A 26,968-nucleotide genomic window follows, 5' to 3' on the forward strand; every position below is an offset into this window, starting at 1 on the left:
CCTGGCGCGCGCCGTTCAGATCAGCCAGCCAACAGTTAAGCAAGATGGACGTGCAAGAAACCACAGCAGCATGCCGGGACGCCTTCGCCGAACTGGCTTCGCCAGCGTGCATCGACGACCCGTATCCGTTCCTGCGATGGTTGCGCGAGCACGATCCGGTGCATCGCGCGGCGTCGGGTCTCTTTCTGTTGAGCCGCCACGCCGACATCTACTGGGCGCTCAAGGCCACGGGGGATGCGTTTCGGGGACCGGCGCCCGGCGAACTGGCGCGCTATTTCCCGCGCGCGGCGACCAGCCTGTCGCTCAATCTGCTGGCGTCCACGCTAGCGATGAAGGACCCACCGACGCATACGCGTCTGCGCCGGCTGATCTCGCGCGATTTCACCATGCGCCAGATCGACGACCTGCGGCCGAGCATCGCGCGCATCGTCGCAGCGCGCCTGGACGGCATGGCGCCCGCGCTGGAGCGCGGGGAGGCGGTGGACCTGCATCGGGAATTCGCGCTGGCCTTGCCCATGCTAATCTTCGCCGAACTGTTCGGCATGCCCCGAGACGACATGTTCGGGCTCGCCGCCGGCATCGGCGCCATTCTGGAAGGCCTAAGCCCGCACGCCAGCGATCCCCAGCTCGCCGCGGCGGACGCGGCCAGCGCCAGCGTGCAGGCCTACTTCGGCGACCTCATAGAGGGCAAGCGCACCGATCCCCGCCACGACATCGTGTCGATGCTGGTCGGCGCACACGAGCACGATGCCGACACGCTGTCGGATGCGGAGTTGATCAGCATGCTGTGGGGCATGCTGCTGGGCGGCTTCGCCACCACTGCCGCGACCATCGACCATGCGGTCCTGGCGATGCTGGCGTATCCCGAACAGCGGCACTGGCTGCAGGGAGACGCCGCGGGGGTGAAGGCATTCGTCGAAGAAGTCCTGCGCTGCGACGCGCCCGCCATGTTCAGCTCCATTCCGCGTATCGCCCAGCGCGACATCGAACTAGGCGGCGTGGTGATCCCGAAGAACGCGGACGTGCGGGTGCTGATCGCGGCCGGCAATCGCGACCCGGACGCCTTCGCCGACCCCGACCGCTTCGATCCCGCGCGGTTCTACGGCACCAGTCCTGGCATGTCGACCGACGGGAAGATCATGCTGAGCTTCGGCCACGGTATCCACTTCTGCCTCGGTGCGCAACTGGCCCGGGTGCAGTTGGCCGAGAGCCTGCCGCGGATCCAGGCGCGCTTCCCCACGCTGGCATTGGCCGAGCAGCCCACCCGGGAGCCCTCCGCGTTCCTTAGGACATTCCGCGCGCTGCCGGTGCGGCTGCATGAGCACGGTGGCTGAGATGCGCGTCGTGGTCGACCAGGATCTGTGCGGAACCACCGGGCAGTGCGTGCTGACGCTGCCGGGCACCTTTCGCCAGCGCGAACCGGACGGCGTGGCCGAAGTGTGCGTGGCGACGGTCCCGCAGGTGCTGCACGCCGCCGTGCGGCTCGCGGCCAGCCAGTGCCCGGTCGCCGCCATTCGGGTCATCGAAAGCGACGCTGGCGATGACGAGCGCGCCACCGCCGACCCCGCGCCTTCTCCGGCGAGGCCGAGCGGCAGGCCGCGAAAGACCAACGCAATCCACGAGGACACGATCGGACGGTTTGAAGGCAAGGTGGCCGTGGTGACCGGCGCTGGCGCCGGCATCGGCAAGGCATGCGCCCTAGCCATCGCGCGCGAGGGCGGCAGAGTGGTGGTGGCCGACATTGATGGCTCGGCGGCCATCGCCTGCACCGCGCAGATCGCGGCCGAAGCGGGCCACGCGCTGGCGCTGGCGATGGACATCGCCGATGCGCAGGCGGTGGCAGCGCTGTTCGAGACGGCGGAGCGGCACTTCGGTGGGGTCGACCTGCTGGTGAACAACGCGAGCGCCATGCATCTGACCCCGCGCGACCGAGCGATCCTCGACTTGGACCTGGCGGTCTGGGATCAGACCATGGCGACCAATCTGCGCGGTAGCCTGCTCTGCTGCCGGCAGGCCATCCCACGGATGATCGCCCGCGGCGGCGGCGCCATCGTCAACATGTCGTCGTGCCAGGGGCTCAGCGGTGACACCGCGCAGACGTCCTACGCCGCGTCGAAGGCGGCGATGAACATGCTATCGGCCTCGCTCGCCACCCAGTACGGTCATGCGCAGATCCGCTGCAACGCGGTTGCGCCGGGTCTCATCATGACCGAGCGTCTCCTCGCCAAGCTGGACGAGCGCATGCAGCGGCATCTGCGCCGGCACCAGCTCCTGCCGCGCGTCGGCCGTCCCGAGGACGTGGCCGCGCTGGTGGCGTTCCTGCTTTCCGAGGATGCTGCGTTCATCACCGGCCAGGTCGTGTGCATTGACGGCGGCATGCTGGCGCATGTGCCGACGTACGCCGACGGTGGCAACAGCCGCGCCGCGCGGCCTGCCGGCAACACCGCCGAAGCGCCTGCGGCGCCGCGCTGCTGATGGACATGCTGCTCAACCCCCTGGCTCGTCGGCACCGGCTGCGGTACGACATCCCGGTCGTGCCCGGCGCTTTCCCCCTGGTCGGGCATCTTCCCGCCATCGTCTGCGACCTGCCGCGCCTGCTGGGGCGCGCGGAACGGATGCTGGGCAGCCACTTCTGGCTGGATTTCGGCCCTGCCGGACACCTGATGACGTGCGTGGATCCGGATGCGTTTGCACTGCTCCGGCACAAGGACGTGTCCTCGGCGCTGATCGAAGAGATCGCGCCCGAGTTACTTGGCGGAACGTTGGTCGCCCAGGACGGCGGCGCGCACCGGCAGGCGCGCGATGCGATCAAGGCGGCGTTCCTGCCCAAAGGGCTGACTCAGGCCGGCATCGGCGACCTGTTCGCGCCCGTCATCTGGGCGCGGGTGCAGGCGTGGCGTGACCGCGGCGACGTAACCATCCTGCGCGAAACCGGCGACCTGATGCTCAAGCTCATCTTCAGCCTCATGGGTATCCCCGCGCAGGACTTGCCGGGATGGCATCGCAAGTACCGGCAACTGCTGCAGTTGATCGTCGCGCCCCCGGTCGACCTGCCCGGTCTGCCCTTGCGGCGCGGCCGCGCCGCCCGCGACTGGATCGACGCGCAGTTGCGCCAGTTCGTCCGCGACGCGCGCGCGCATGCCGCGCGCACCGGGTTGATCAACGACATGGTGAGCGCCTTCGATCGCAGCGACGATGCGCTCTCTGATGACGTCCTGGTCGCCAATATCCGATTGCTGCTGCTTGCCGGTCACGACACCACCGCCTCGACGATGGCCTGGATGGTGATCGAGCTGGCGCGGCAGCCTGTGCTGTGGGACGCCCTGGTCGAGGAGGCGCAACGCGTGGGCGCGGTGCCGACCCGGCACGCGGACCTGGCGCAGTGTCCAGTCGCCGAGGCCCTGTTCCGCGAGACGCTGCGCGTGCATCCGACGACCACGCTCCTGCCGCGGCGGGCGCTGCAGGAATTGCAACTCGGCCAACGGCGCATTCCCGCGGGCACCCATCTGTGCATCCCGCTGCTGCATTTCTCGACCTCGGCGCTGCTGCACGAGGCGCCTGATCAGTTCCGCCTGGCGCGGTGGCTGCAACGCACGGAGCCGATCCGGCCGGTGGACATGCTGCAGTTCGGTACCGGCCCACACGTCTGCATCGGCTACCACCTGGTATGGCTCGAACTGGTGCAGTTCTGCATCGCCTTGGCGCTGACCATGCACAAGGCCGGGGTGCGGCCGCGGTTGTTGAGCAGCGCCGAAAAAGGCCGGCGCTATTACCCGACCGCACATCCGTCCATGAAAATCCGCATCGGATTCTCATGAGCTGGCATCGCTTGCGCCCGTATGGCGAGGCAGCGACACCGGCAACACCGCGGCGGCCCGCCGCTCGCCGTGGCCGTCTCCTGTCAGATACAAGGACATGAACAGCATGCAGACCGGTTCCACGCTACACGACGACCGAACTGGCGTTTCCGGGCTCGGCGGATTGGGCGCGCAGACGCGCGGCGCTTCCGACAGGCTGCTGCCGGAGATCTGGATGCACGACGGTGCAAAGCGGGTCGAACAAGCGCTCGCGCGCCTTCTCTGCGCCGAAGACAACGGTGAGACCGAGCTGATGGCGGCGATGCGCTACGCCACCTTGCATGGCGGGAAGCGCACCCGCGCCTTGCTCTGTCTGGCCGCCGGCGCACTGGCCGACACGCCGGCGCACATGCTCGACGACGTCGGCGCCGCCATCGAGATGATGCACGCCTGTACCCTGGTCCACGACGACCTGCCCGCGATGGACAATGACGTGCTTCGCCGCGGCCTTCCGACCGTGCACGTCGAGTTCGGCGAAGCCACCGGGATCCTGGTCGGCGACGCGCTGCAGGCGCACGCCTTCCTGACCCTGGCGAGCCTGGATGCGCCGGGCGACAATCCTATCGCGCTCGTGCGCGAACTGGCGCGGGCGGTGTCCGCCGAGGGTGCCGCAGGCGGGCAGGCCATCGATCTGTCGCTGGTCGGAAAGCACGTCGAGCTGGACAGGATCGTCGCGATGCACCGGATGAAGAGCGGAGCGCTAGTGCGCGCGTCCGTTCGCATGGGCGCGCTATGCGCCATCGCGGAGGATGCCGCGCACGCTGCGCTGTACTGTGCGCTCGATCGCTACAGCGCCTGTTTCGGCCTGGCGTTGCAGGTGGTCGATGACATTCTCGATGCGACAGCGGATACCGCGACGCTCGGCAAGACCCCCGGCAAGGACGCGGCGGCGCAGAAGCCGACCTGCGCGTCGATCATGGGGTTGCAGGCTGCGCGCCAGTTCGCGTTCGATCTACTACGCGACGCCGGAGAGGCCATCGTCCCGCTGGGGCCGCGTGCGGAACGGTTGGGGCAGATGCTGCAGCGGGCCAACGCGCACCTGTTCAAGCACGCGCCATGCGCATGAGCGCGCCCGTGCGCATGAAGTCGCCCCTGTGCCGCTGCGATCGGCCGGCGGTAGCGGTGCATGCTGCACCGTGTCCGAGTCCGCGGCGCCGATCGCAGCGGTTGCCCTGCACGGCCGCGGCGCGCTGCGGCCAAGCCTATGCGGCGGACCGGCGCCAGCGTCGGTGGCAAGTCGCCGCGCCAGAGCAGTGCGGCCGTCCGGCGCTGCCCATCGGCCGGGCCGCGACGGACCTGCGGCGACGTGCGCGGCGTCTGCCCGATCCTGGTTCTCGTCAACCGTCTGCAGAAGGAAGATCCCGCGTGAACGCGCAGTCCGAACATATCCTTTCCGAATTGCGCCACCTGCTGAGCGAGATGAGCGACGGCGGCAGCGTCGGTCCGTCCGTCTACGACACCGCGCGAGCTCTGCAATTCCACGGCAACGTCACCGGTCGGCAGGACGCCTACGCGTGGCTCATCTCGCAGCAACAGGCCGATGGCGGATGGGGAAGCGCGGACTTCCCGCTGTTCCGCCATGCGCCCACGTGGGCGGCGTTGCTGGCATTGCAGCGTGCCGATCCTCTTCGCGCCGCTGCCGACGCAGTCCAGGCTGCAACACGGTTCCTCGAACGCCAGCCCGATCCCTACGCGCATGCGGTGCCGGAAGACGCGCCGATCGGCGCGGAGCTGATCCTGCCGCAATTTTGCTGCGAGGCCGCATCCTTGCTGGGCGGCGTGGCGTTCCCGCGCCACCCGGCGCTGTTGCCGTTGCGGCAAGCGTGCCTGGCCAAGCTGGCGGCGGTGGCGACGTTGCCGAGCGGCCATCCGTTGCTGCACTCCTGGGAAGCCTGGGGGACCTCGCCGACCACCGCATGCCCGGACGACGACGGCAGCATCGGCATCAGTCCGGCGGCGACCGCCGCGTGGCGTGCGCACGTCCTGACACAGGGGAGCACGCCGCAGGTCGGGCGCGCGGACGCGTATCTAAAGGCGGCATCGAAGGCGACGCGCAGCGGCATCGAAGGTGTTGTTCCCAACGTCTGGCCGATCAATGTGTTCGAACCATGCTGGTCGCTGTACACCCTGCATCTGGCCGGGTTGTTCGCGCATCCCGCGCTCACTGAGGCGGTGCGCGCGATCGTCGCGCAGCTCGATGCCCGCCTGGGCGTGCGCGGTCTCGGCCCGGCCTTGCACTTCGCAGCCGATGCGGACGACACCGCCATTGCGTTGTGTGTCCTGCGCCTGGCAGGCCGCGAGCCTGCGGTCGATGCCTTGCGCCATTTCGAAATCGGCGAGCTGTTCGTCACCTTCCCCGGCGAGCGCAATGCCTCGGTGTCGACCAACATCCATGCCTTGCATGCGTTGCGATTGTTGGGAAAGCCCGCCGCCGGCACCAGCGCCTATGTCGAGGCCAATCGCAACCCGCACGGTCTATGGGACAACGAAAAATGGCACGTTTCATGGCTGTATCCCACCGCGCATGCCATCGCTGCGCTGGCGCAAGGCAACCCCCAGTGGCGCGACGAGCGCGCGCTGGCGGCGCTACTGCAGGCGCAGCGCGACGACGGCGGCTGGGGCGCCGGTCGCGCGTCCACATTCGAGGAAACCGCCTATGCGCTGTTCGCGTTGTATGTGATGGACGGGAGCGAAGAGCCGACAGGGCGCCGGCGCATCGCGGAGGCGGTGGCGCATGCGCTGGAGTGGATGCTCGCCCGCCATGCGGCGCACGCATTGCCGCAGACGCCGCTGTGGATCGGTAAGGAACTGTATTGCCCCACGCGGGTCGTGCGTGTGGCCGAACTTGCTGGGTTGTGGCTGGCGCTTCATTGGGGGCGGCGCGCCCTGGCCGAGAGAGCAGGAGGAGCGGCACCATGATCCAGACCGAACGCGCGCTGCAGCAGGTGCTGGAGTGGGGGCATTCCCTGAACGGGTTCGCCGACGAGCATGCCATGGAAGCGGTCAGGGGCGGCCAGTACATCCTGCAGCGCATCCATCCGAGCCTGCTCGACACCAGCGCCCGCACCGGCCGCGATCCGCAAGACGAAACGCTGATCGTGGCGTTCTATCGCGAACTGGCGCTGCTGTTCTGGCTCGACGATTGCAACGACGTTGGCCTGATCGCGCCGGAGCAGCTCGCCGCTGTGGAGCAGGCGTTGGGGCAGGGCGTGCCGTGCGCGCTCCCCGGATTCGAGGGCTGCGCTGTGCTGCGCACCTCGCTGGCCGCACTCGCCTACGATCGTCGCGACTATGCTCAGCTTCTCGACGATACCCGGCGCTACTGCGCGGCGCTGCGCGCCGGACACGTGCGGGCGGCAGGGGCGGAACGCTGGTCCTACGCCGAGTACCTGCACAACGGCATCGATTCGATCGCCTACGCGAATGTGTTCTGTTGCCTGTCTTTGCTGTGGGGGCTGGACATGGAGACCTTGCGCGCGCGTCCGGCGTTTCGCCAGGTCCTGCGGCTCATCTCCGCGATAGGGCGTCTGCAGAACGATCTGCATGGACGCGACAAGGACAGCTCGGCCGGCGAGGCCGACAACGCGGCGATCCTGCTGCTGCAGTGCTACCCGGCTATGCCTGTGGTGGAGTTCCTCAAGGACGAGCTGGCCGGCCATACGCGCATGCTGCACCACCTGATGGCGGAAGAATGCTTTCCCGCGCCGTGGGGAGCGTTGATCGAGGCCATGGCGGCCATCCGCGCGCAGTACTACCAGACCTCGACCAGCCGCTACCGCAGCGACGCCGCGGGGGCAGGCCAGCGTGCGCCGGGCTGAACTTGCGGGACGCGGCGGCGTGCGCCCGCTGCCGTCGCTCCGATCCGACGCAACGCCGTCGCCCGACGGAGCGAGCGTGAGCGACACCGCCCTGAGCCGGTGCACGGACGACTATCTGGACATCGTGCTGGATCGGCGAACGGCGAAGGCCACGTTCGCCGGCGGCTGGAAGTATATCGGTTTCGAACCCTGCGCATTGCCCGACTTGGACCAGGCGCAGATCGAGCGCTGCGCCTGGCTGCTGGCAAGATTATGCGCGACGCGGACTCTATAGCGGTCACCGAGAAACCCGGTACCAAACCTTCCAGCGTCATGCCGACGAAGGTCGCGGAGATGAAGACCGCATTCTGGGCTAGGGTCGAAAAGCTCGTCTTCAGCATCAGGCTCAGCACGGTATTGGCAATGTAGATGTCGAAACCGTCGAAAAACGTTCCTATGCCGATCAGCAGTATGATGCGGCGATAGAATGGCCCGACCGGCAGTCGAGCAAGACGAGCGCCTGCGTTCACGGATGTCGACATTGACTCTCTCCATTGATGCGGCCCGCCTTCTTCGAACGTCTGCCGCTTGTCGTTCTGTTAGTTCAGCCGCTTCTGGTTGGCCGTGTCGCGATACCAGTCGAACGGCTGCTCGTGCGTGGCGATCATCTCGCTCTTGGTCTCGAGGTGGTCGTCGAAGGTCTGGGTGCCACATTCGCGGCCGGTGGCGGCGAGGCCGCCTCAGGGCGAGGCGGGGTCGAGCCGGTGATGATCGTTGACCCAGACGACGCCGGCCGACGGAGGCGGCAACTCGATCCGCGCGGGCGACGTCACGGGTGCGATCGCTGCGGCAAGGCTGAAGGGGAAGTCGTTGGCAATCCTTGGGGCAGTCAATCCCAAGCACCTACCTGGGTTGGCAGGTTCCAAATTAGACTGCGGTGCTTAGACTCGTCGAGCGAATGCAACTCGCAACGTTTGGCGAAACAAGATCACCTTGTAACACTAATCGTCCTCCTCGCTTCCTTCGGAAGGCTGCCAGGCTTGTCGACGCCGGTAAAATGAGCCCTTCCTTTCGGAAAGGGCAGGATCCAGATGACGCTCTCATGGCGAAAAGCACAAGTCCTCGGCAGGCCCAAGGGTCAGGGGCTCGCAGCGAGAACCTTCGTCCGAAGCCGCCGTCGAAGGCGGCCTTCTGAGGCGGGATGAGAGCCGGAGGCGGAAACTAAAGGGGATGAATGTTCGGGGCACATCCATTCCGCTCACGTCCAAGGTATCGGTCCTGTGCTCCAACCTTCAACCCTGCGATCGAAAAGCGGTGCATCATGACAAGAGAGCCGGGCGTCACCTCGGCGAACGCAAGTATTCGGGCAAGAATCGTCTGGACGATTGTCCTCGGCTTTGCCGCCGATCCTTTGATGCGTTGGAGTTGGCCGGACCCTGGGCAATATCTTGGCAGCATGACTCAGTTCATCAAGGCCTGTGGCGGACGAGCATTCGAGCATGGCACAGCATACGTCACGGGAGAGACTCGCGCGGCGGCCCTGTGGCTGCCTCCGGGCGTGCAGCAGGATGAGGATGCGCTGGACGCAATCATGGCGCTGTCCCTGCGCCCTGAAATCAGCGAACATATGGCACACCTGCGCCAGGGAATGGCCGAACATCATCCCTCCGAGCCACATTGGTATTTGCCCCTGATCGCTGTCGATCCGAACTGGGCCGGACAAGGGCTTGGCACATTGCTGATGAAGTACGCTCTTCAACGCTGTGATGAGCAGGGCCTCGCTGCCTACCTCGAAAGTTCGAATCCTGAAAACATTCCGTTTTACCAACGCCACGGGTTCAAGATTATTGGAGAGATACAGCATGGGTGCTCACCGCCACTTACGCCGATGTTGCGAAAGACGCGGTGAACGGAATTCGGAGACGCTTCGCATGCTGCGGCTCCCGAAGCGTCCTTGGAGACGAACTGAGGCGCATTGCCTCATCCGGATTGTTACTGGACAACTTCTCGCCGGTGATTGGGTCGCTGCCATCGAATTGGTCCGGTGGCGTCTATGGCGGGAAAGATCAGCATGGGCGCGCGGCGGCAGGTGGTGTCGGCCGAACGGGATCGTTGCCGGTCGGCCACCCGGGCGGAAAAGAGGCGCATCTCGATGCGATATGCGCGACGACCGGCTGGCATCGCAAGTATGCGGTGCGTGCAATTCGGGCACGCACAACAGTTGGACCGAGGCCGGTCGAGGCACCGCGAGAGCACAAGCGAGGATATGGGGCTACGATCAAGGACGCGATGACCGCAGTGTGGGGGCGGGCTCAAGGGCCGGGTTTCGTCAACTCCTGCAGCTACGCCAATCATGAGGCTGGCTCCTTTTGTGTCTCGATCGACGGCAGTGGCCCACCGTGGATCTTTGCCTCAAAACTCCGCAGCCGCTGATAGATCGAGATCAGTTCGACGATCGTGCTCCAGGAGTTGACGAGATACTGAAACGAGGTTCGTACTTGCGTGAACGCGTTGAAGATCTGGTTCATCGCGCCGAGGGCGATCCTGCCCGCGATGATTGTGGGCGCAAGCAGCAGATAAGGAAAGATGACGTCGGTCTGCAGATAGACGATCCGGCCGATATTGAAGTACATGAAGTTCAGATAGAGCCGGAAGTAATTCCTGCGAATGTCGCTAAACAGCACGCTCAATGTCGGCGCATTGGCACGCGCCGTATCATCCTCGCCGAGCACGAGCTCCTTGCGATAGGCCGCTTCGACCCGCTGGTTGAAAAATTCAATTCCGGGCAGGCGGATGCCGATAAGCGCGAGAACGCCGGTGCCCAGGATCGACCAGATCACCGCGGCGAACACCAGCGGATAGGCAATCGAGCCGAACAGAGGCAGCTCCGTGACGTTGCTGGACAGCCTCACCAGAACCGGCAGGAACGCCAACAGTGTCAGCACCGCGCTGATGAGATTGACGCCTAGACCTTCCATGGTGCTGGCAAAGCGCATGGTGTCTTCCTGAATCCGCTGGGAGGCGCCTTCGATCGTGCGCAGCCGCGGCCAGTTGGCGACATAAAAATCGTTCATCGCCGTGCGCCAGCGGAAGATGTAGTGGCTGACGAAGAATCGCGTCATCACGCCGACCACGACGGCCACGAGCGCTATGCCGGCAAAGGTCGACAACTCGCTGTAGAACTGCTCGACCGTGACCGGCGCCGACTTCGAAAGCGCAGCCTGGATCATGTCATAGAACGGTCCATACCAGCTGTTGATCGCGACCGAGACCTGGACCTGAAAGTAAGAGGTGAACAGGATCAGCGCCGAACCAAGAATGGACCACGTCGCCCAGGGATGCGGGGCAAATAACATCCATGCAGCCGCGAACACCGTAACGGCCAGCGCAAAATAGAGATCAAACCACAGCGCCGAGGCCGACCAGAACGTCGCAAGCCCGACCGGCTTCTCCGGGGCTGGAAAGAGATTGCCGGCAAATACATACCAAAACGCCATCGCCAACGCCGTCCAAAGAATTGACGACGCAAAGATCAACTTTGGTCGAGGGAAGAATGAAACGAACATGCTCGCTGTCCTTTATCGACTCAGAACTTCAGCTCAGAAGATGAACACACCGCGGCCGCTGGCCACCACCGGTCGGCAAGCGTTATCGGCGATCTGGGCATTGGCGGTGTGGTAGGAAGCCTCGGGTGGAGAACGGCTCGCTCAACCAATAAGCAAAATCCTTCGGGCCGCATCCTTCATCCCGTGTTTCGCATGCTCTGTCGACCGCGGGACACAGCGGCATCTGCGACGAACGGGTCAGCATCTGCAGGACATTGATTCAATCGAATAGACTTCATCTGATCTCTCGGAGCCGGTGAGTGCAACACGAGCATGGTCGTAACGGGGTCTCTAGTGGCGGCACGGGACAAGAGCAAGAGTTTTGCAAACCGCTTCACTCTTCTCACTTGCGGTGTGGCTTGCGACGATCTGACTTGCGTGCGCTTACTCCGCTGAAATCAGCGGCCGCAATCTATGCTCGCACGCGAAGGTGGATTGCGACGCTGTTGGAGATGATCTGCACCGCAACCTGACGCAGCGTTCGGTTCACGCATTTCTTTCAGCGCAAATGTTGCGATGCAGTTACAGCAATTCGCGCGGACGTGGTTAAGACGCATGAGGCTCGGGGCACTGAAGAGATGAGAGTAGAACTGAAGAACTTGTTGCTTGCGACTGTGAGCATTGTGGGGCTTGGCGCGTTGGTGCCCGCATTCGGCGCGGATCTGGCTGCGCAGCCGGCCAAGCCTCTCTACACCAATGCCCCGCGGCCCGTCGCGGCTGCAATCTACGACTGGAGCGGCTACAACGTCGGTATGAACGGCGGCTTTGGTTCAAGCTCGAATTGCTGGGATTCCGATGGTGGCAAGCCTGAGGGCTGCCATGATGCCACCGGCGGAAGCGTGGGCGGGCAGATCGGCTGTCGATGGCAGACGGGCCCGATCGTGCTTGGTGTTGAAGGCCAGGGGAACTGGGCTCATTTGACTGGTTGGAATCCCAGCGTGGCTTTTTTGGATATCAACCAGACCAAGATTGATGCGTTCGGCCTGGTAACGGGGCAGATCGGTTATGCCTTCGACAACGTACTACTTTACGCCAAAGGTGGCGCCGCGGTGACGAGCAATACGTTTCGGGTCATCTGGACGACGGGCGACTTAGGTGGAGAAAGCAAGCACGTTCTTTGGGGCGCCGCGTTGGCAGCCGGTTTCGAGTACGGCTTCGCACCGAATTGGTCGATTGGATTCGAGTACGCACACCTGTTCATGCGGCCAACCATGGTCGGCTTCACCGAGCCCGCTGGTGGGGTCGACCGCATCCGCCAGGATCTCGATCTTATGACTGCATGGCTCAACTATCAGTTTGGCGGCCCGATTCTTCTCAAATATTGATCTATCGTTCAAAAAGGTGGATAAGGCCTTGGCCTATGGCCCGGGGCCTATTTTGGTGGGCCAGGCATGGCACGGAGCGCCGCGACTGGCGCGGTTGACCGGCTTTCAATTACCCATAACTTTCTCCGCTTGAGCTGATCCGCTGATCAGCAAAATCTTGAAGAATCACTTGTGTTCCTTGCTGAGCACCTGATGCGCGAGGGGGTGCTCTATGGGGCTCACATTGAGGGATCGATCGGCAAAAGGCCGTTTGCGATTTTTAGGCGGTGAATGTTGGATTGATCGAGAGACTAGTGGATGCCAGTTTAGGGACGCGCGGCTCGGCGACAGATTCCGCTGCTCACGCAGATTGGAAGCGCCATCGGACAAAGTATTCCGCTCGTCTGCCAATTGGGCGAATACCAAGGCAGCTTATCGCTTCTTCTCTAATGACCGGGTCAGCGAAGCGGACATTCTGGCGGGCCACTTTCAATCGGCGCGTGAGCGCACGATTGCCGCCGGCGGTCCGGTTCTAGTGCTCGATGATACGACCGAGTTCAGCTATCAAAGATAGAACTCCGATCGATCCGAATCACGAAGAGCATAAACAGCGGCCGGGGACAAGGCGGGCTACCTGAGGTCGCACACGGTTTGCGGCATCCTGATGCACTCGAGCCTGGCGGTGACGACTGAAGGGCTCCGCTTGGGCTGGCCGCCGTCAAATTCCGGACCCAGAAGAAATTCAAGGGGCCGCCGCGCTCAAGAAGACTAGGATCCAAATTCAATTGAGCCAATATGCGACGAGAGCGGCAAGAGGCGCAGCGGCCAAGAAATTCCGGCCGAGCTTGTCGCACCGCGGGGCGATGCGCCGGGAGTCCTTGAGCCTGCAAAAGCAGTGTTCGAGACGTTTCGGCCTTTGTAGGCGCATTTGTTGAAGCGCTGGATGGCAACACGGTTAGATTTATTGGGGATTACGGGTTTCGCGCCGCGACGAATGATTTCGCCGCGAAGCTTGTCGCCGTCGTACCCTTTGTCGGCGAGGAGCGCACTCATAGGTGGCGCGAGCGCCAGCACATCGGGAGCCGCTGCGATATCGGCATCCTGGCCTGCCGTCAGATGCAGGACGACCGGCCGGCAAAGGAATCGCTCAGCGTATGGAGTTTCCTCGTACGGCCTGCACGCGAGCGGCCGATTGCTTGATTGTGCTCCCCCTTTTCCGCCGGAGGCACACCGGTGAGCTTTAATCGAGGTCGAATCGAGCGACAGCACAAACCGATCTTCGCCAGGCGTGGCCAGCGCTTCGAAGTTGCGCACCATCGTCCTCGCTTGCCCAGCGATGAAGCGATTGTAGATCGTCGTGTAAGGGCTGTGGAAGGAAAATAGAAAACAGCAAGTGTGAATATGGTTGGCTGCGGTCAACCGATCGGCGGAGCGGTGAGGAGGCGGTTTGATCGGCCGCAGGTTGATCGGTCCGTTGCTTTTGCTGCAACAGGCTTTAGGGTTGGTGGGGCATAGTATGTTGCAAGCCCTAGTCCGCACTGAAGGACAGCCGCTAAGTCCCGATCTATCTCAGTATAGGCAAGAGCCTCAAAATGTTCGACGACTGGCCTTGAGCGGCCATGCGAACAGCGCCGGCCACGCATCTGGGTCGGTTCTTGCACAATCGATGTCATCGCTTGCGCGCCGCAGCCGACCTGCAGCACCAGACCATTATCCAGGCGCCGACAAATGCAAAAAATCACAAGTCAGAAGAAGTCTCGCGTGCATTAGTCGCGGGTGCCATGCAGAGCGCACGTCTACTACAACATCCGGTAGGTGCCAGCGCCGACGAATGGGTGGCGTTTTTGTGCGGTAACCCACGCGCGCTCGTGGTGCGCCATGACGCAGTGAGTCGGTCGGTTCAATTTAAGAACAAGCTCATTGCGTTCGCGAAGCATTGGGGCTTCCGTCCTCGCGCCCGCGCTGCGTATCGGGCGCGCACGTAGAGAAGATGGAGAATGGCCTCGGCTACGTGAAGAAGAACGCGATCGCGGGTCATTCATTTGCGGGTTGGTCGGACCTCGACCTGCTTTGCAGGGTGGCGGCAACCAAGCAGGCCAGCACCCTGCGCTCTGACATCGCCGACATCGCTCGCCAAGCGCTGATGCGGCTCGACCAAGAGATCATTTGTGCCGCGGGCAGCGTGCAATGGCGTGAGCCAACAACCGCGGAAACGGCCGAACTCCTGGTGAAGCGTCAAGGCGGTGTCGACAGCATGACCTGAGTCCGCGGGACCACTGACCCGGACCCCGACTGACCACAGCTTCACCTTTCCGCCACTGGAAGACCATAAGCTAATCGCAGCGCTTCGGCACGACTAGATCAGCGACCCCCTGCGTCGTCCCGTGCGCTCTCATCTGGAATGGCTCCGACCGCCCCAGCGCGCCTTGAGGCGCGGCGTGACTCAAGGTGCTTCCACATGACAATTTGAATTTGGAAATTCTTGCTTGGTGGTCGCGCGACCATTGGAATGTTTGTGCACTCGGTCGGCGACCTTGGAGACATATGTTTCTTTCTTCCTTTCACTGTTGACAGTTTTCTCTTGTCCTCTACGAAAGCATGGTCCCAGGATGCGCGTAGTACTCAGCCGCGTCGCTCGCAACATCGGATTACCGTTCGCCTAGTTGATGGAACGTATCAAAAATGAGCCACGCTTCGGAAGTGTCAGTTGAGCGGGTCACAATTCCAATCTTGCGGCGGTGGAGGCAGGAGCGGCGGCGTGTCACCATGACCACCGCCTATGATGCGGTTACGGCAGGCATCGCCGACCCCGTCGTCGACATCATTCTTGTGGGCGACAGTGTTGGCAATGTCTGTCTCGGATTCGACAACACGTTGCCGGTCAGCATGGCAATGATAAACATCATCTGGAGGCTGTTGCACGCACAAGGCCCCGTGCTCTGCTCGTGGCCGATCTGCCGTTTCTTAGCTTTCACCTTGGTCCGGAGGAGACGATACGTAACGCTGGAGGGTTCCTGCAGCGAGGCGCAGATGCCGTGAAACTCGAGGGCGGGGCCAAGCGCGTGGAAATGGTGCGTGCCTTGGTCGATTGCGAAATTCCTGTCATGGGCCATCTCGGCCTCACGCCGCAAAGCGTCAATGTCATGGGCGGATTCAAGGTGCAGGGCCGGAACGCCGATGACGCTTTACGGCTGCTCGATGACGCTCACCGTCTGCAGGAGGCCGGATGCTTCGCGTTGGTGCTTGAAGGCATTCCGGCCGAGCTAGCCCAGCGAGCGACCGAATCGCTATCGATACCAACCATCGGAATCGGCGCGGGTCCCGACTGCTCGGGCCAAGTGCTCGTATTCCATGACGTGCTGGGGCTAACCATAGGTCATCGGCCCAAATTCGTTCGCGCCTATGCAGATGGTTTTCAGATGTTACAAGAGGCGCTCTCGCGCTGGGCTGCCGATGTCCGCACCGGTGCGTTCCCGGCGCCGCAGGAGTGCTATCGGCTTCCTGAAAGCCTGAGTGACATTATCGCAACCTGGGCTCCTCCCAACCCAACCTGATGTAAGGTGCAACGATGCAGACGATTACCACGGTCGCTGAGCTTCGTCGTGAGCTCGCGAAGGCTTGCAGCGCGGGCAAACGCGTCGGGTTAGTGCCTACGATGGGGTATTTGCACGATGGCCATCTGGCCCTGGTCGAGGCGAGCCGAGCGCAATGCGATGTCACCGTCGTTAGCATTTTCGTCAATCCGACTCAGTTCGGACCAAACGAGGATCTCAGCAGCTATCCTCGCGATTTCGTGCGCGATGAAAAATTGTGCCGCGATGCCGGTGTTGAGATTGTGTTCGCGCCGGGTGCACAGGAAGTCTATCCGGCTCAATTCGAGACCTTCGTCGAGCCGGGCCAACTGGCGAAGCCACTCTGCGGGGCTTTCAGGCCTGGGCATTTTCGGGGCGTGGCGACCGTCGTGTGCAAGCTGTTCAACATGGTGCATCCGGACGTCGTGTTTTTCGGGCAAAAGGATTTTCAGCAATGCGCGGTCGTGCGTCGCATGGCGACAGATCTCAATCTTCCCATCAAGATCGTCACCGTGCCAACCGCTCGGGAACCGGACGGGCTCGCGATGAGCAGCCGCAATCGGTATCTCAGCAAGGAAGAACGTCGGCGAGCCGTTGCCATCAGTCGTGGACTGTTCGCCGCGGCGGAAGAATTCCGCGCAGGAGTGCGCGAGGTGGACAAGCTGATTGCGATCGCCGAGCGGCAACTTGAGACAGTGGATCGGCTGCAATATCTTGAACTTGTCGACGGTGATACGCTCAAGCGCGCCGAGAGTCCCCTGCGGTTTCCGGCGGCGCTCTGTGTCGCAGCCTACGTTGGTTCGACCCGACTGATTGACAACGTCCTACTGGGACTACCAACTCCGTAGCGCAATTCAGAACCAAACCGATAAACTATCTTTTCGTTATAATCCACGGATCGGCCGACCGATTCACCTGCTCAGGCCGTGGGCCCAACCCAGCGATTTGAGACGGTGCAGGTCCGGGATTGGAGCGTCGCGCACTCCGCGACCCTTGTTCCGCCGACGCAGCGCAAACCTTAGCATCTGGATGTGGGTCGGACATGGATTTAGCGATGAAGGGCTGGGTGCGCAAAGTTCAAGCCGCTCAGCGCCGGACTCATCGCCGTTTTGTCCCTGAACGGACTCAGTGTGGACGTGGGCCGGTCCGATTGGGCCCGGCGCCGCCAAAGGCGACCGTAGTGAATGGAGTGCGCGCCCGGTGCTTCTGCGGAATTCGCCGCTAGTTCGCTCGAAAAGCAAGCCGTCTCAGCTCCCAGCATCTTCGGCACCGTCGACCATCTCCAACTTGCGCACAGCAGTCAGATGACAGTCGCGGCGTTCGGATCCACGACTCCACATTGAGACCAAGCTTGTTACCTCCCGCGCCTCTATTCACTCACGACGCGCGAAGTCGACATCGCGATGACCCTGGACACGCAGGCACCGGGTCAGGTGACGTCGCAAAGGCGTACTGACTACACACTCCATCTCAAGGGTCGGAAGTATAAGTCAAACACCGCCGCTGGCCCAAATCCTTGGCGGATCTGGCGGGTCACGTTTTGTCGGCCTACATCCCCGAACTGCTTTCCACGGAGAAACCTATCGAAATTCGGTGATCGCATCCAGTCCTGCCGACAATTTGCAGCACGAGCGTGATGGCGCAGGCCGATGCGGTGCAGTATGGAGCGGCGCTTCTGAAAATGTTGCATCCGAAAAAAGTGCGGCTCTCGGATAGATACTCGATTGCTGTCCGCGTGTGACGGCTGCACCGATAAAGGCCGCTCTCGACGCCATTGTAGTGGGTTTTCCTGCCGACAAGCGCATATTTCTGCATCGTTGATGGTAAGGCGCTCAACCAGAACTGCCCCGATTTGAACGAATATGAACCTTACTCGTGAATGGAGGGGCGTGAATTGTCTCTCCCGAGCAGCACAGAAGTTTCCGTGCTGGCCTCCCTGAGCCAGAGCGGCGAGTTGGGCGATGGCGGATCGGGAGATCCGGAGCACCTTGTCTGGGATTAGGACGTCCCTATGAGGGGATACGGCCTGGATTATGCGTCGATGGGAGAGGTTCTGACGAACTAGCCGGACTCGACTCTGCTTTATGTGCTACCGAAATTATCGGCGTTTGCCATGTCAAACACCATGGACGTGGAAGCGAGGAATTCGCGATGTCACAGATGAATAGCGCCCGATTCACGGACGATCCGCGCTCGTTATTGCGCTCCAATCTTGATGAGCTTGAGCAGCGCATAAATCGGGCTTGTATGCGGGCTCGCCGCAGGCGTTCAGAAGTTCGTGTTTTGCCTGTCAGCAAGACCGTACCCGCCGCGGTTATCCGTATCGCATCCGAACTCGGCCTTTGCGAGTTCGGCGAGAACAAGGTCCAAGAGGCGGAGAGCAAGGTCCGCGATTTGGCCGACCTGTCGTTGAACTGGAGTGTCATCGGTCACCTCCAGACGAACAAAGTGAAATCCATGGTCAAGTTCGCGAACGAGTTTCATGCGTTGGATACCTTGAGATTGGCTGAAGCGCTCCAGGCCCGCCTGAGCGCCGAAGGCCGGCATCTCGACGTGTTCGTCCAAGTCAACACCTCGGGTGAGGTGAGCAAATACGGTTTGCCGCCCCACGAGGTAGAGGACTTTGTTCTTCGGCTGTCCGATTATCCAGCCCTTGTCCCTCGCGGCTTGATGACTCTCGCCGTCCTGAGCGGAGAGGCGGACAAGGTTCGCGAATGTTTCAAGTTGCTGCGGGGGCTTCGAGACGCACTCCGCGATAGAACATCGACGCGACTTGATCTCCTCTCAATGGGGATGACAAGTGACTTCGAGATAGCAATCGAGGAAGGTGCCGATGTCATAAGAGTTGGTCAGGCGATATTCGGACCTCGGCCGACCAAGGACGGACAGTATTGGCCCGGGCTTCCTCTCCCCACCAGCGCGCTATCCGAGTGAGGCCCCGGGACCTGCCGCGAGTTCTGTTTCGTCCGTCGCCTGCCAACAGCAGAGTAAAATCACCACACGAATGCTTGCAAGTCGCCCCGTCACGATCCGCATGGCGCCCCTTGTGAGCTGACCAGGCTCGATGGCGGACCCACTCTAAGTCGACACGCCGGAGCCTCGCCGATTGCAGGCGGGCCGCCCAACGGAAAACACGGCGAATTTCTGCGCGACCAGGAACACTAAGGTGCGCCGCGAGGTTCTTCTGCGTCAGGGCTAGGGCTTGCGGAGTTCTCTTCCATGGCTATCCAAATCGTGATGGACCATACAGGCGGCAGCCGACATTGTTTTGACCAAAGCGACCTGAAGGGCCTGGCCAGGCCGAGCCGCGCTTCAACAAGCTGACAGGCCGCGGTTTATCGCTGTCAATCGGACGGCGGCGGGTGATCTGAAACCCGTACGGGCATTTGATCCGAATGCAGGTGAGACGCTGCTCTGTTCGCGCCTTGTCGGGACTAGCCAGACTCGCCGGCGCGGCAAATGTTTTTGCTTAGACGCGGCGGTGTCGCAAGTAGCGCGCGTTTGCGCGCCCCGCGTTCGCTTTATCGGAGCTTCATCGAGCAAAATGGGCCGGACGCGCGTGCGCGACGCCTTCTGCGCAATTGGTTATCTCCAAGAGCAGCGTGCGCAATTTGATGCGATGGTTATTTCGAAGTCACCGGCTCTCACATCGGGCGACGGTATCGAATTCATCAGGGCACCATAGTTTTGGAGCTTGATGAAACATGTAGCCTAAGATCGGGTGGTGTTTCGTTCTCGAACAAGCGCTCGTAGCCGGCGACGTGATGCTCGCTCAGAAGATCGCGCTCGAGACCGACGAAGCCGCAGTGCGCGCGCTTGCCAAGCGGTTTTGTCCGAGACTGCCCGCCCTGCTCCGAGTAGTACGGCGTGCTTACTAGTCCGCTCATGGGCGGGACCGCCGCCTGTGACAGCGGCAGCCCCTAGCCGCGAAGGCGCCGTTTACGCGATACATCGGCAGCTCCGCGGCTGCAGGTAAGCCTCAACCCGGCGATCGCCTTCTGCAATGTGATCCACTTGTTAGCCTTACCGCACGCGAGTGGTCCTCTGCTGATGATCTCAACACTTGCCATTGTTTCGCGTGAACGCCTCGTGCAACTGCCTCCGTCAGCAGGGCTCGGTGGGTCACTGAGATATGCGATTGTTAGCCTGCCCAAAAGATACGTCAGGGTGCTAGCTTCGCAGAAGCAGGGATTTGCCGTCGCATATCGATGAGTTCGAGCGCTCCATCTCTTGACGCCCGCATCAAAATCAAACGGACGCGCGTGGCCAGGCAACGAAGCCGCCGCGCCGAATAGAATGGCGCGCCGTCTTCGCACTGGGTGAACCCGGACGGGGCAATGACCGGTGCCTGAACGTAACGCTCCGATGCGTCGCCGCAATCAAGACCCCAAATTAACATTGATGCCCTGGGTCGAGGTTAATTCTGGAACCGAGATTCGAGCGTGCAAGCGAGCAGGACCGTCTGCTTTTCAGCCTCCGCGCCCCCACTGTCGCGCGCCGTGGAAAACTGCCCCCTCTGCGTCACGAGGAATTGCCCCTCCTCGAATAGCTGAGGAGAGAGTGAATGAAGCGGGAACGAATCACTGAAGGCTCGCCGTGGAATGATCCACGGGGGCAGGTGATGAAGACGCCGGATGAGGTGGCGGAGATGATGCGCCTGAGGGCGTGCGGATGGGGTGTGAAGCGGATTGCGCGGCAGCTGGGCTGCAGCCATCACACTGTGAAAGACTACGTTGCGGCGGGCGGTGTGAAGCCGTTCAAGTCGCCTGAGCGGAAGAAGCAGCTCGACGGCCTTGAGGGCTGGCTGCGCGAGAGGCTCATTCGGCATCGCGGCAATGCCGATGTGGTGCGCCAAGACCTGTTGGCCGAGAAAGGCGTGGCAGTCAGCCGGCGGACGCTGCAACGCGCCGTGCAGCCCTATCGCCAGGCGCTGAAGGCGGAGGCGCTGGCGACGACGCGGTTTGAGACGCCACCGGGTCGGCAGCTGCAGATCGACTTCGGGGAGCGCCTGGTCGAGATCGGAGGGGCGAAAGTCAAGGCATTCGTGTTCGTGGCGACGCTCGGGCACTCGCGACGGCTCCATGTGCGTGCGTTCCGGGCCGAGAGGCAGGAGCATTGGTTCGCCGGGCTCGAGAGCACATTCACGACCTTCAGCGGTGTGCCGGAGGAAGTGCTGATGGACAATCCACGCGCGCTTGTCGTGCGCCACGACGCGGTGAGCCGGTCGGTTCAGTTCAACGACAAGCTTATAGCCTTCGCAAAGCATTGGGGCTTCCGTCCTCGCGCCTGCGCGCCATATCGGGCGCGCACGAAGGGCAAGACGGAGAACGGCGTCGGCTACGTGAAGAAGAATGCGATCGCCGGTCATTCCTTCTCAAGTTGGGAAGCATTCGAGGCGCATCTCGACAGATGGGAGCGTGAGGTTGCGAACGTTCGTATCCACGGCACGACCGGCGAGGCGCCGATCATCCGCTTCGCGCGTGAGGAGATACATCGGTTGAAGCCGCTCGGGGGGCAGCCGTCGTTCGGATCGTTGCGTGAACTGACCCGCGTCGTCGGCAATGATTGCGCCGTCGAAATCGACACGAACAGCTACTCGGTGCCCTGGCGCCTTATTGGCGAGCGCGTGGCGGTAACGATCGCGGCCGGCGAAGTCCGGATCCGCCATGGATTGCACCAGGTAGCAGTGCACAAGCAATCGGAGGGACGCCGGCTGCGGATCGTCGACGCCGCCCATCTCGATGGTGTCGCTGGGCGCAATGGCGCGGTCCGCCAGGAGATCGCGGCGGTGCTGAATCCGTCTCCACCGCCGTCGTTGTTACGCTCTCTGGCCGAATACGAAGCGGTGGTCGGAGGAGGCTTCTGATGGCGTGGGGAAAGAAGATAATGGAAGAAACGATCGATCCGCTCGATGCCATGCTGGCGCGATTGCAGTTCTCCTGCATCCGCGATCAGCTCGACAGCCTGCTCGACGAGGCGGCGCGCGCGACCCTGTCGGCGCGTGAGACGCTGATCCTGCTGTGCGAGCGCGAGATCGCACGCAAGGATCATCGCCGCATCGAGATGGCGCTGAAGCTCGCACACTTCCCAGCCGTCAAGGAACTGGCGGGCTTCGACTTCGAGGCGCAGCCGTCGATCGATCCCAAACAGATCCGTGACCTTGCCGCGTCACGTTGGATCGCCAACGGAGAGAACGTGCTGTTGCTCGAGCCACCCGGAGTCGGCAAGACGCACTTGTCGATCTCGCTGCGGCGAGAGGCGATCCTGGCCGGGTACACGGTGCAGTTCACCACGGCGACGACGCTGGTCGCAGGCCTTGCCAAGGCCCATGGCGAACGGCGTCTGGACGAGAAACTGCTCGCGCTATCGAAGCCAAAGCTGCTGATCGTCGACGAGCTCGGCTACCTGCCGCTGGAACCTGACGCGGCACATCTGTTCTTCCAACTGGTCAGCCGGCGCTACGAAACTGGCGCCATGCTGATCACCTCGAACCGCAGTGTTGCCGAATGGGGCACCGTGTTCGCTGATCCCGTGGTCGCCACCGCGATCCTCGACCGGCTCTTGCACCACAGCCACGTGCTGACGATCCGCGGCGACAGCTACCGGCTCCGAGCCAAGCGCAAGAGCGGCCTCATCAAGACGCCGACCGCCGGTGACGGCCCTCCGGTCGGCTCCGCCTCCCTCCGGCCCGTCACCGGCGGAAACAACCTTCAACCGAAATCATAATCCCGATGGTGGGGGGCAGTTCTTCATGACGCAAAGGGGGCAGTTCCGGATGGCGTTTGACACCCCACCGATATTCATCGTTTCCCGGATCTTATCGCTCGAGGATTGGACATGACGCTGGACGTACAAGAGATGGACTGCGAGAGCGCCCGGAGAAGCTCTACGCGAAGTGCCGCCCACGGCGTTTCGCTCGTTTTGAACCAGAGCGGAGGGAAGCGAGACCGCTGGCGCGCGTGAGCGAACTCTACGGACGCTCGCCCGATTTAAGGGTCCGCGGCTGAATGAGCTGGTCCCGCTACTCTGATCATGGGCGGTGCCACGGGATCGTCGCGTCGAATAATTACAAGATCGGCACGGCAGAAGCAGAGCGCCGAAGGACGGGCGAGCAGATGCCACTTCTCCTGAGAATTCTATAACGGCATCCGGAAATTATCAATCGTGATAGAGTTCTATTGATCCGAGCACCTGAAAGGTATTGATAGGTTCAAGCGGCTTAGCGGTCTCTGTGCTGCCCGCCGCAAATGAACTCGACCCATATTTCCGCAGTACTGCTCTTTTCGCGTTGACCGGTATCTTATCGAGCCGCGCATTTGTGAAACCGATCTATACGGCCGCGTTTAAGAAAGCTCTGCAAGCCGCAGGAAGTTTGCGAATAGTGCGTCCCCTTGTGATGCGAGTATCGACTCCGGATGGAACTGCACGCCGTATGTCGCTTGATTGGCGATGGGCAAGAGCCATGATCGCCCTGTCCCAGAGCGCTGTCACTAGCAGAGCGCGAAGTGCCACCCTCGGATCACCCACAATGGTCTCTCCGTTGCAGATAGCTTTCCCGTCCGCGATCATATAAGCGCAGAAGTGATCGCACATCACATAAGAGGCTGCCCGAGTACCGGGTCGCTCATGCGCTATCCAGGAACGTGAGGTGCCTCCGTTGCGAGAGGCCTCGCATGCCTGTGACGGGCTCAATCCACTGCAGTTCCACTACTGCATGACTCTGTCGCTCCGCGATATATGGATGTTCATAATTCGGACCGGCGAAGGCGAGCGTTATATCACCAAAAAAACCCCTATATGCCTGTCAGCTAACCACGCCCGTGGCGAGGGCCAGCCGAACATACTGGCTCCGCATCTGCAGGCATGCTGTAGTCGGCCGCGAGACGTAGCTCTCGCAGCCGCTTACCTGCCGGATCGATTGCTGGTAAACCTCGTGCGCTTTATAGGCTTCGAGCTGGCCTTTCCTTGTCGAACTCACGTCAATTTCGTTTAGCCGGTCACTCTGCGGTTGCGAGCGACTTCAAGCCGGCGCGCGTACGGGATTTTGGCGAGAACGGAAAGGGCTTCGATTATTTTGTCGATATATGCCTTATCGTTTGCGGTGAAGAATACGACAATCGCACTGCCTGGTGTTTAGCTGAATCTCCTTCGGCCGCTGCTCCGCAATTCGAGCCCGCAACGCTATCTCGCCCACAGCGTCAGATCTCACTTGTCAGGGCGGCGAATTGTGCCCGTTCCCCAAGACGCGTCCGGCCGAACCGCTCGAGCCCGGGCGGGATAAATGCTCACCTAGCACTCCGGGGTAAAGCCAACCGGTGTGTTCTGGGAGGCTATTGTCTGGAGCACGGCACCGGCTCTCTCGACGGTCGCGATCGAGATGCGCACTCGCTGCACGCGGCCAAGTGATTTCAGCTCGGTCGGGAACATGCAAATTGGCCTGATTTGCTGCACCGGCAAGCGCTGATGTGGGTCCCGCGCGCTTGTTGGCGAATAGATCTTCATCGTGCGGATAGCTTCCAAACAATGCGTACGTGCCCGCCTGGAATGGTCGGTCGGAAAATATGCATGTCTCTGACGCGCAGTTTGCTGTCCCCGATCAGGTTCATGACATACCCAACGTCTCCCTGATCGGAAAAAATCACATACATCGCACCCTTCGGACTTAACCAGACGTGCGCCCCTCCGACCGCGGCGGCCATGACCTTGTGATCTTGATCGAAACACGAACGCTCCAGATCGTCATTGGCCTTGCGGTTCCAATAGGGGGCGGCAAAGATAATGGTATCAAATTGTGCTCCAGGTTGTAGCGCAGCATAGGTGTCACTCTCGATTGCTTCTGCTCGATCCCCATAGCCTAATCGCTCGATGTTTATCTTCGTCGAGAGAACGGCCTGCGGATTTATGTCGAGAGCGACTAGACGTCTTGCCCCGGCACGGAGTGCTGCAAGGCCCAGCACACCGGATCCGCACCCAAGATCGAGTACCGCCGCGCCGGGCTCGATGTGCCATTTTGATATCAGTGCGTCCGGTGCGTGACTTAGGCGCGGTGACAAAACCCCGGGCAGGATGTGCAAAGACATCCCGCCGACTTCGACATCGTGCGGATCATTGTTCAAACGCAGTTCGGCCAGCATTGCATCGACGTCTGTTGTTTGGCTGCGTACGGATGCGCCGAGTTGGGTGATCATTTCAACCTCCATGAGTGCTTAGCGAGCGGCGGGAGTAGTCCAGGGCAGCAACAGGGTGGGGCCAGACGCGTGCGAAACCGGCAAGCCGTTCAACGTTAAACTCGATGATCGGGCTGAGAAGGTTGATCCGCTCGGGCGCGGTGTTGCACCTCTCGGATATGGCCCAAGGAAGATATTGCTCATCTGGCCGCGCCCACTCGCTTGGTGTCGTAGCTCTCAATAGCAACGTCCATGCCAAGCGTTGGCCGGATTAAGTTCGAGCTGGGTCTAGACATGCGCCCACACATTGCGGGTCGTTCCAACCATACGATCGAGCGCAAAAGTCCGCGGCCCCCGGGACGCTGATCACAAGCCCCTACCGTGAGCTCGCAACACGGTACGGCTGTCTGCTTAGCCGTCGGAAGGCCCTGAGCTCTCGATCGGCATCATCTTCCGTGATGTCGTCGTGCCGCTGATGTCTGGACGGCCGAGATCCGCGTTCTCATCCTGGTTGTCGCGCCATAGATGTATGCTTGAGAACAAAATGTCGGAATAGGACAAGGGTTGAGCCGTACGTGTGTTGATATGCGGAGCGGACCATCTCGCGCGCGTGGCGTGCGAATTAAAGCTCGGTTAGGTCGAGTAGATCGATGCTGCCCGCATTGTGCAACGTCGCGCGATGCGAATTCATTTTGTTTTGTCTCAATGCAGGGCGTCACGATGTGACGCGGCTTGTGTGTTCGGCAATCAATTGGTCGTCCAGGCCGGCAATTGGTGCGAGGATCGAACCGGATGCGGCGAACGTGCCGGTGCCGCTGTCCAGTCAATCGGCCAATCGGTGGAGGCGCAGACCGGCTCGGGCCTCGGCTCGGCGGCAACTTAAACCGGTGGCCCGGAAATTGCCCAAGTAAAAGCAGTGCCTCTGCGGGCGTCGCCTGCGCGAGGAACTACCAGATGTCCCAAATGGAGTGGAATCGAGGAGGGTTGGCCATGCTGATGCTCATGGGCCGCTCGGACACCGCAACGAACGAAGCGATGCATTTTGCCCATTCCATGCTGGAGGGCTCGGCGACGGCATTTTACGAAGTCGACGAGGGCTACAACCTCCGGCGCTTCCTCCTGTCGCGCATTCCGGAGCCGTTTCATCTACAGTACCTCGACGGCATGAGTGCCTTCGACCCGCAGCATCCGAGACATGCGGGCCACCTTTCGGTGGCGCGCCTGAGTAAGACGATGGCCGGCCAGCAAGCAGGCGAGACAGCACTCTACCGCTCGTTCATCGGCCAATGCGGCATCGTCGACATGCTCGATTTCTTCTTCCGGTGCGACGACCAGATTGTCGCCGGGATCAGCGTCGTATGGGACAGGAAGGCCAGGATCCCGGAGGGCGCCGTGACCATCGCCGAGAAGATGCACCAGTACCTCCAGTTCAACCTGGTCGGCCGCGCCGCCGCGTCCGAGGACGGGCAGCGCTACGGGCTGACCAGCCGCGAGATGGATGTGGTGCGGCTGTTGTGCTGCGGCCGCACCAATCGCGAGATCGGCGAGTGCCTTAAGATCGGCCAGGCGACGGTAAAGACGCACCTCATCCACATCTTTCAAAAGCTCGGTGTGGAGACGCGCTCCGCGGTGGTGGCGTTGATGGCGCGGCCGAATTAGCGGCCAC

General features: G+C 62.0%; 20 protein-coding genes and 7 pseudogenes. 21 read left to right on the forward strand and 6 right to left on the reverse strand.

What is annotated here, in order from left to right; all coding sequences use genetic code 11:
• Positions 1 to 44 precede the first annotated feature (44 nt).
• From ACIPUD_RS36005 to ACIPUD_RS36045, 9 genes and pseudogenes are all read left to right on the forward strand, one after another.
• On the forward strand, positions 45 to 1,334 hold the full coding sequence (locus tag ACIPUD_RS36005) for a cytochrome P450 (RefSeq protein WP_446482524.1): 1,290 nt from the start codon (positions 45 to 47) through the stop codon (positions 1,332 to 1,334).
• 1 nt (position 1,335) lies between these two features.
• Positions 1,336 to 1,643 (forward strand): annotated as a pseudogene (locus tag ACIPUD_RS36010) (ferredoxin).
• Positions 1,630 to 2,475 carry a glucose 1-dehydrogenase gene (locus ACIPUD_RS36015; RefSeq protein WP_035974728.1) on the forward strand — a complete coding sequence of 282 codons (846 nt, stop codon included), beginning with the start codon at positions 1,630 to 1,632 and terminating at the stop codon, positions 2,473 to 2,475. The pseudogene ACIPUD_RS36010 and the gene ACIPUD_RS36015 overlap by 14 nt, the downstream one beginning before the upstream one ends.
• A complete protein-coding gene (locus tag ACIPUD_RS36020; RefSeq protein WP_377789645.1) occupies positions 2,475 to 3,818 on the forward strand; it encodes a cytochrome P450 in 1,344 nt (447 codons plus the stop codon). Before ACIPUD_RS36015 ends, ACIPUD_RS36020 begins: the two co-directional genes overlap by 1 nt.
• 106 nt (positions 3,819 to 3,924) lie before the next feature.
• Positions 3,925 to 4,923 (forward strand): polyprenyl synthetase family protein, encoded by a 999-nt coding sequence (locus tag ACIPUD_RS36025; protein WP_446482561.1) that lies wholly within the window; start codon positions 3,925 to 3,927, stop codon positions 4,921 to 4,923.
• A 60-nt stretch (positions 4,924 to 4,983) separates the two neighbouring features.
• Positions 4,984 to 5,226: a hypothetical protein gene (locus ACIPUD_RS36030; protein WP_446482525.1), complete on the forward strand. Its 243-nt coding sequence runs from the start codon at positions 4,984 to 4,986 to the stop codon at positions 5,224 to 5,226.
• Positions 5,223 to 6,776, forward strand: a complete 1,554-nt coding sequence (locus tag ACIPUD_RS36035; protein WP_446482526.1) for a hypothetical protein — start codon at positions 5,223 to 5,225, stop codon at positions 6,774 to 6,776. The genes ACIPUD_RS36030 and ACIPUD_RS36035 overlap by 4 nt, the downstream gene beginning before the upstream one ends.
• Positions 6,773 to 7,675 (forward strand): terpene synthase family protein, encoded by a 903-nt coding sequence (locus ACIPUD_RS36040; protein ID WP_446482527.1) that lies wholly within the window; start codon positions 6,773 to 6,775, stop codon positions 7,673 to 7,675. Before ACIPUD_RS36035 ends, ACIPUD_RS36040 begins: the two co-directional genes overlap by 4 nt.
• Positions 7,676 to 7,751: 76 nt before the next feature.
• Positions 7,752 to 7,925, forward strand: a pseudogene (locus ACIPUD_RS36045) (type 2 isopentenyl-diphosphate Delta-isomerase); the annotation flags it as partial.
• Between the two features lie 2 nt (positions 7,926 to 7,927).
• On the opposite strand, the pseudogene ACIPUD_RS36050 reads toward ACIPUD_RS36045, so the two are convergent.
• Both ACIPUD_RS36050 and ACIPUD_RS36055 read right to left on the reverse strand, forming a co-directional pair.
• Positions 7,928 to 8,196 (reverse strand): annotated as a pseudogene (locus ACIPUD_RS36050) (MFS transporter); the annotation flags it as partial.
• Positions 8,197 to 8,253: 57 nt separating this feature from the next.
• Positions 8,254 to 8,541, reverse strand: a pseudogene (locus tag ACIPUD_RS36055) (aldehyde dehydrogenase family protein); the annotation flags it as partial.
• Positions 8,542 to 8,975: 434 nt separating this feature from the next.
• Here ACIPUD_RS36055 and ACIPUD_RS36060 point away from each other — a divergent pair.
• Positions 8,976 to 9,563 (forward strand): GNAT family N-acetyltransferase, encoded by a 588-nt coding sequence (locus ACIPUD_RS36060; RefSeq protein WP_094183269.1) that lies wholly within the window; start codon positions 8,976 to 8,978, stop codon positions 9,561 to 9,563.
• A gap of 442 nt (positions 9,564 to 10,005) precedes the next feature.
• Here ACIPUD_RS36060 and sbmA read toward each other — a convergent pair whose 3' ends face one another.
• Positions 10,006 to 11,220, reverse strand: a complete 1,215-nt coding sequence (sbmA, locus tag ACIPUD_RS36065) for a peptide antibiotic transporter SbmA (protein ID WP_446482528.1) — start codon at positions 11,218 to 11,220, stop codon at positions 10,006 to 10,008.
• A 617-nt stretch (positions 11,221 to 11,837) separates the two neighbouring features.
• On the opposite strand from sbmA, the gene ACIPUD_RS36070 reads away from it, so the two are divergent.
• Positions 11,838 to 12,584: an outer membrane protein gene (locus ACIPUD_RS36070; protein WP_446482529.1), complete on the forward strand. Its 747-nt coding sequence runs from the start codon at positions 11,838 to 11,840 to the stop codon at positions 12,582 to 12,584.
• A 211-nt stretch (positions 12,585 to 12,795) separates the two neighbouring features.
• Entirely contained in the window at positions 12,796 to 13,137 is a 342-nt protein-coding gene (locus ACIPUD_RS36075; RefSeq protein ID WP_007605899.1) for a transposase DNA-binding-containing protein, read from the forward strand.
• A gap of 194 nt (positions 13,138 to 13,331) precedes the next feature.
• Here the strand turns inward: ACIPUD_RS36075 and ACIPUD_RS36080 are convergent, their stop codons facing one another.
• Positions 13,332 to 13,982 (reverse strand): transposase, encoded by a 651-nt coding sequence (locus ACIPUD_RS36080; RefSeq protein WP_446482530.1) that lies wholly within the window; start codon positions 13,980 to 13,982, stop codon positions 13,332 to 13,334.
• 257 nt (positions 13,983 to 14,239) lie between these two features.
• Here ACIPUD_RS36080 and ACIPUD_RS36085 point away from each other — a divergent pair, with 257 nt between their 5' ends.
• From ACIPUD_RS36085 to istB, 8 genes and pseudogenes are all read left to right on the forward strand, one after another.
• Positions 14,240 to 14,548, forward strand: coding sequence for a hypothetical protein (locus ACIPUD_RS36085; protein WP_446482531.1), 309 nt, complete (start codon positions 14,240 to 14,242; stop codon positions 14,546 to 14,548).
• A 5-nt stretch (positions 14,549 to 14,553) separates the two neighbouring features.
• Complete coding sequence (locus ACIPUD_RS36090) at positions 14,554 to 14,826, forward strand: phosphoribosyl-dephospho-CoA transferase MdcG domain-containing protein (RefSeq protein ID WP_035973649.1); 273 nt, start codon at positions 14,554 to 14,556, stop codon at positions 14,824 to 14,826.
• Between the two features lie 419 nt (positions 14,827 to 15,245).
• Positions 15,246 to 16,117, forward strand: a pseudogene (panB, locus tag ACIPUD_RS36095) (3-methyl-2-oxobutanoate hydroxymethyltransferase).
• Positions 16,118 to 16,131: 14 nt separating this feature from the next.
• Complete coding sequence (gene panC, locus ACIPUD_RS36100; protein WP_446482532.1) at positions 16,132 to 16,983, forward strand: pantoate--beta-alanine ligase; 852 nt, start codon at positions 16,132 to 16,134, stop codon at positions 16,981 to 16,983.
• 1,303 nt (positions 16,984 to 18,286) lie between these two features.
• Positions 18,287 to 19,069 (forward strand): YggS family pyridoxal phosphate-dependent enzyme, encoded by a 783-nt coding sequence (locus ACIPUD_RS36105; protein WP_377789626.1) that lies wholly within the window; start codon positions 18,287 to 18,289, stop codon positions 19,067 to 19,069.
• 525 nt (positions 19,070 to 19,594) lie between these two features.
• A pseudogene (locus ACIPUD_RS36110) lies at positions 19,595 to 20,013 on the forward strand (hypothetical protein).
• Between the two features lie 686 nt (positions 20,014 to 20,699).
• On the forward strand, positions 20,700 to 22,001 hold the full coding sequence (gene istA, locus ACIPUD_RS36115; RefSeq protein WP_446482533.1) for an IS21 family transposase: 1,302 nt from the start codon (positions 20,700 to 20,702) through the stop codon (positions 21,999 to 22,001).
• Positions 22,002 to 22,021: 20 nt separating this feature from the next.
• Positions 22,022 to 22,861: an IS21-like element helper ATPase IstB gene (gene istB, locus ACIPUD_RS36120; protein WP_446482534.1), complete on the forward strand. Its 840-nt coding sequence runs from the start codon at positions 22,022 to 22,024 to the stop codon at positions 22,859 to 22,861.
• A 617-nt stretch (positions 22,862 to 23,478) separates the two neighbouring features.
• On the opposite strand, the pseudogene ACIPUD_RS36125 reads toward istB, so the two are convergent.
• A pseudogene (locus tag ACIPUD_RS36125) lies at positions 23,479 to 23,574 on the reverse strand (glutamine amidotransferase-related protein); the annotation flags it as partial.
• Between the two features lie 1,059 nt (positions 23,575 to 24,633).
• On the reverse strand, positions 24,634 to 25,323 hold the full coding sequence (locus ACIPUD_RS36130; RefSeq protein WP_446482535.1) for a methyltransferase: 690 nt from the start codon (positions 25,321 to 25,323) through the stop codon (positions 24,634 to 24,636).
• Between the two features lie 969 nt (positions 25,324 to 26,292).
• Between ACIPUD_RS36130 and ACIPUD_RS36135 the strand changes: the two genes are divergently transcribed.
• Positions 26,293 to 26,961 carry a response regulator transcription factor gene (locus ACIPUD_RS36135; RefSeq protein ID WP_446482536.1) on the forward strand — a complete coding sequence of 223 codons (669 nt, stop codon included), beginning with the start codon at positions 26,293 to 26,295 and terminating at the stop codon, positions 26,959 to 26,961.
• Positions 26,962 to 26,968: the final 7 nt, after the last annotated feature.

This window comes from Bradyrhizobium sp. CAR08 (assembly GCF_052871955.1).

Coding starts and splice junctions, on each gene's coding strand:
- istA (WP_446482533.1), top strand. CDS start 20,700: ATGAAGCGGGAACGAATCACTGAAGGCTCGCCGTGGAATGATCCACGG.
- ACIPUD_RS36130 (WP_446482535.1), bottom strand. CDS start 25,323: ATGATCACCCAACTCGGCGCATCCGTACGCAGCCAAACAACAGACGTC.
- ACIPUD_RS36025 (WP_446482561.1), top strand. CDS start 3,925: ATGCAGACCGGTTCCACGCTACACGACGACCGAACTGGCGTTTCCGGG.
- ACIPUD_RS36075 (WP_007605899.1), top strand. CDS start 12,796: ATGGGGCTCACATTGAGGGATCGATCGGCAAAAGGCCGTTTGCGATTT.
- ACIPUD_RS36105 (WP_377789626.1), top strand. CDS start 18,287: ATGTCACAGATGAATAGCGCCCGATTCACGGACGATCCGCGCTCGTTA.
- ACIPUD_RS36060 (WP_094183269.1), top strand. CDS start 8,976: ATGACAAGAGAGCCGGGCGTCACCTCGGCGAACGCAAGTATTCGGGCA.
- ACIPUD_RS36020 (WP_377789645.1), top strand. CDS start 2,475: ATGGACATGCTGCTCAACCCCCTGGCTCGTCGGCACCGGCTGCGGTAC.
- ACIPUD_RS36070 (WP_446482529.1), top strand. CDS start 11,838: ATGAGAGTAGAACTGAAGAACTTGTTGCTTGCGACTGTGAGCATTGTG.
- ACIPUD_RS36005 (WP_446482524.1), top strand. CDS start 45: ATGGACGTGCAAGAAACCACAGCAGCATGCCGGGACGCCTTCGCCGAA.
- ACIPUD_RS36090 (WP_035973649.1), top strand. CDS start 14,554: ATGGAGAATGGCCTCGGCTACGTGAAGAAGAACGCGATCGCGGGTCAT.
- ACIPUD_RS36030 (WP_446482525.1), top strand. CDS start 4,984: ATGCTGCACCGTGTCCGAGTCCGCGGCGCCGATCGCAGCGGTTGCCCT.
- ACIPUD_RS36135 (WP_446482536.1), top strand. CDS start 26,293: ATGCTGATGCTCATGGGCCGCTCGGACACCGCAACGAACGAAGCGATG.
- panC (WP_446482532.1), top strand. CDS start 16,132: ATGCAGACGATTACCACGGTCGCTGAGCTTCGTCGTGAGCTCGCGAAG.
- sbmA (WP_446482528.1), bottom strand. CDS start 11,220: ATGTTCGTTTCATTCTTCCCTCGACCAAAGTTGATCTTTGCGTCGTCA.
- ACIPUD_RS36040 (WP_446482527.1), top strand. CDS start 6,773: ATGATCCAGACCGAACGCGCGCTGCAGCAGGTGCTGGAGTGGGGGCAT.
- istB (WP_446482534.1), top strand. CDS start 22,022: ATGGAAGAAACGATCGATCCGCTCGATGCCATGCTGGCGCGATTGCAG.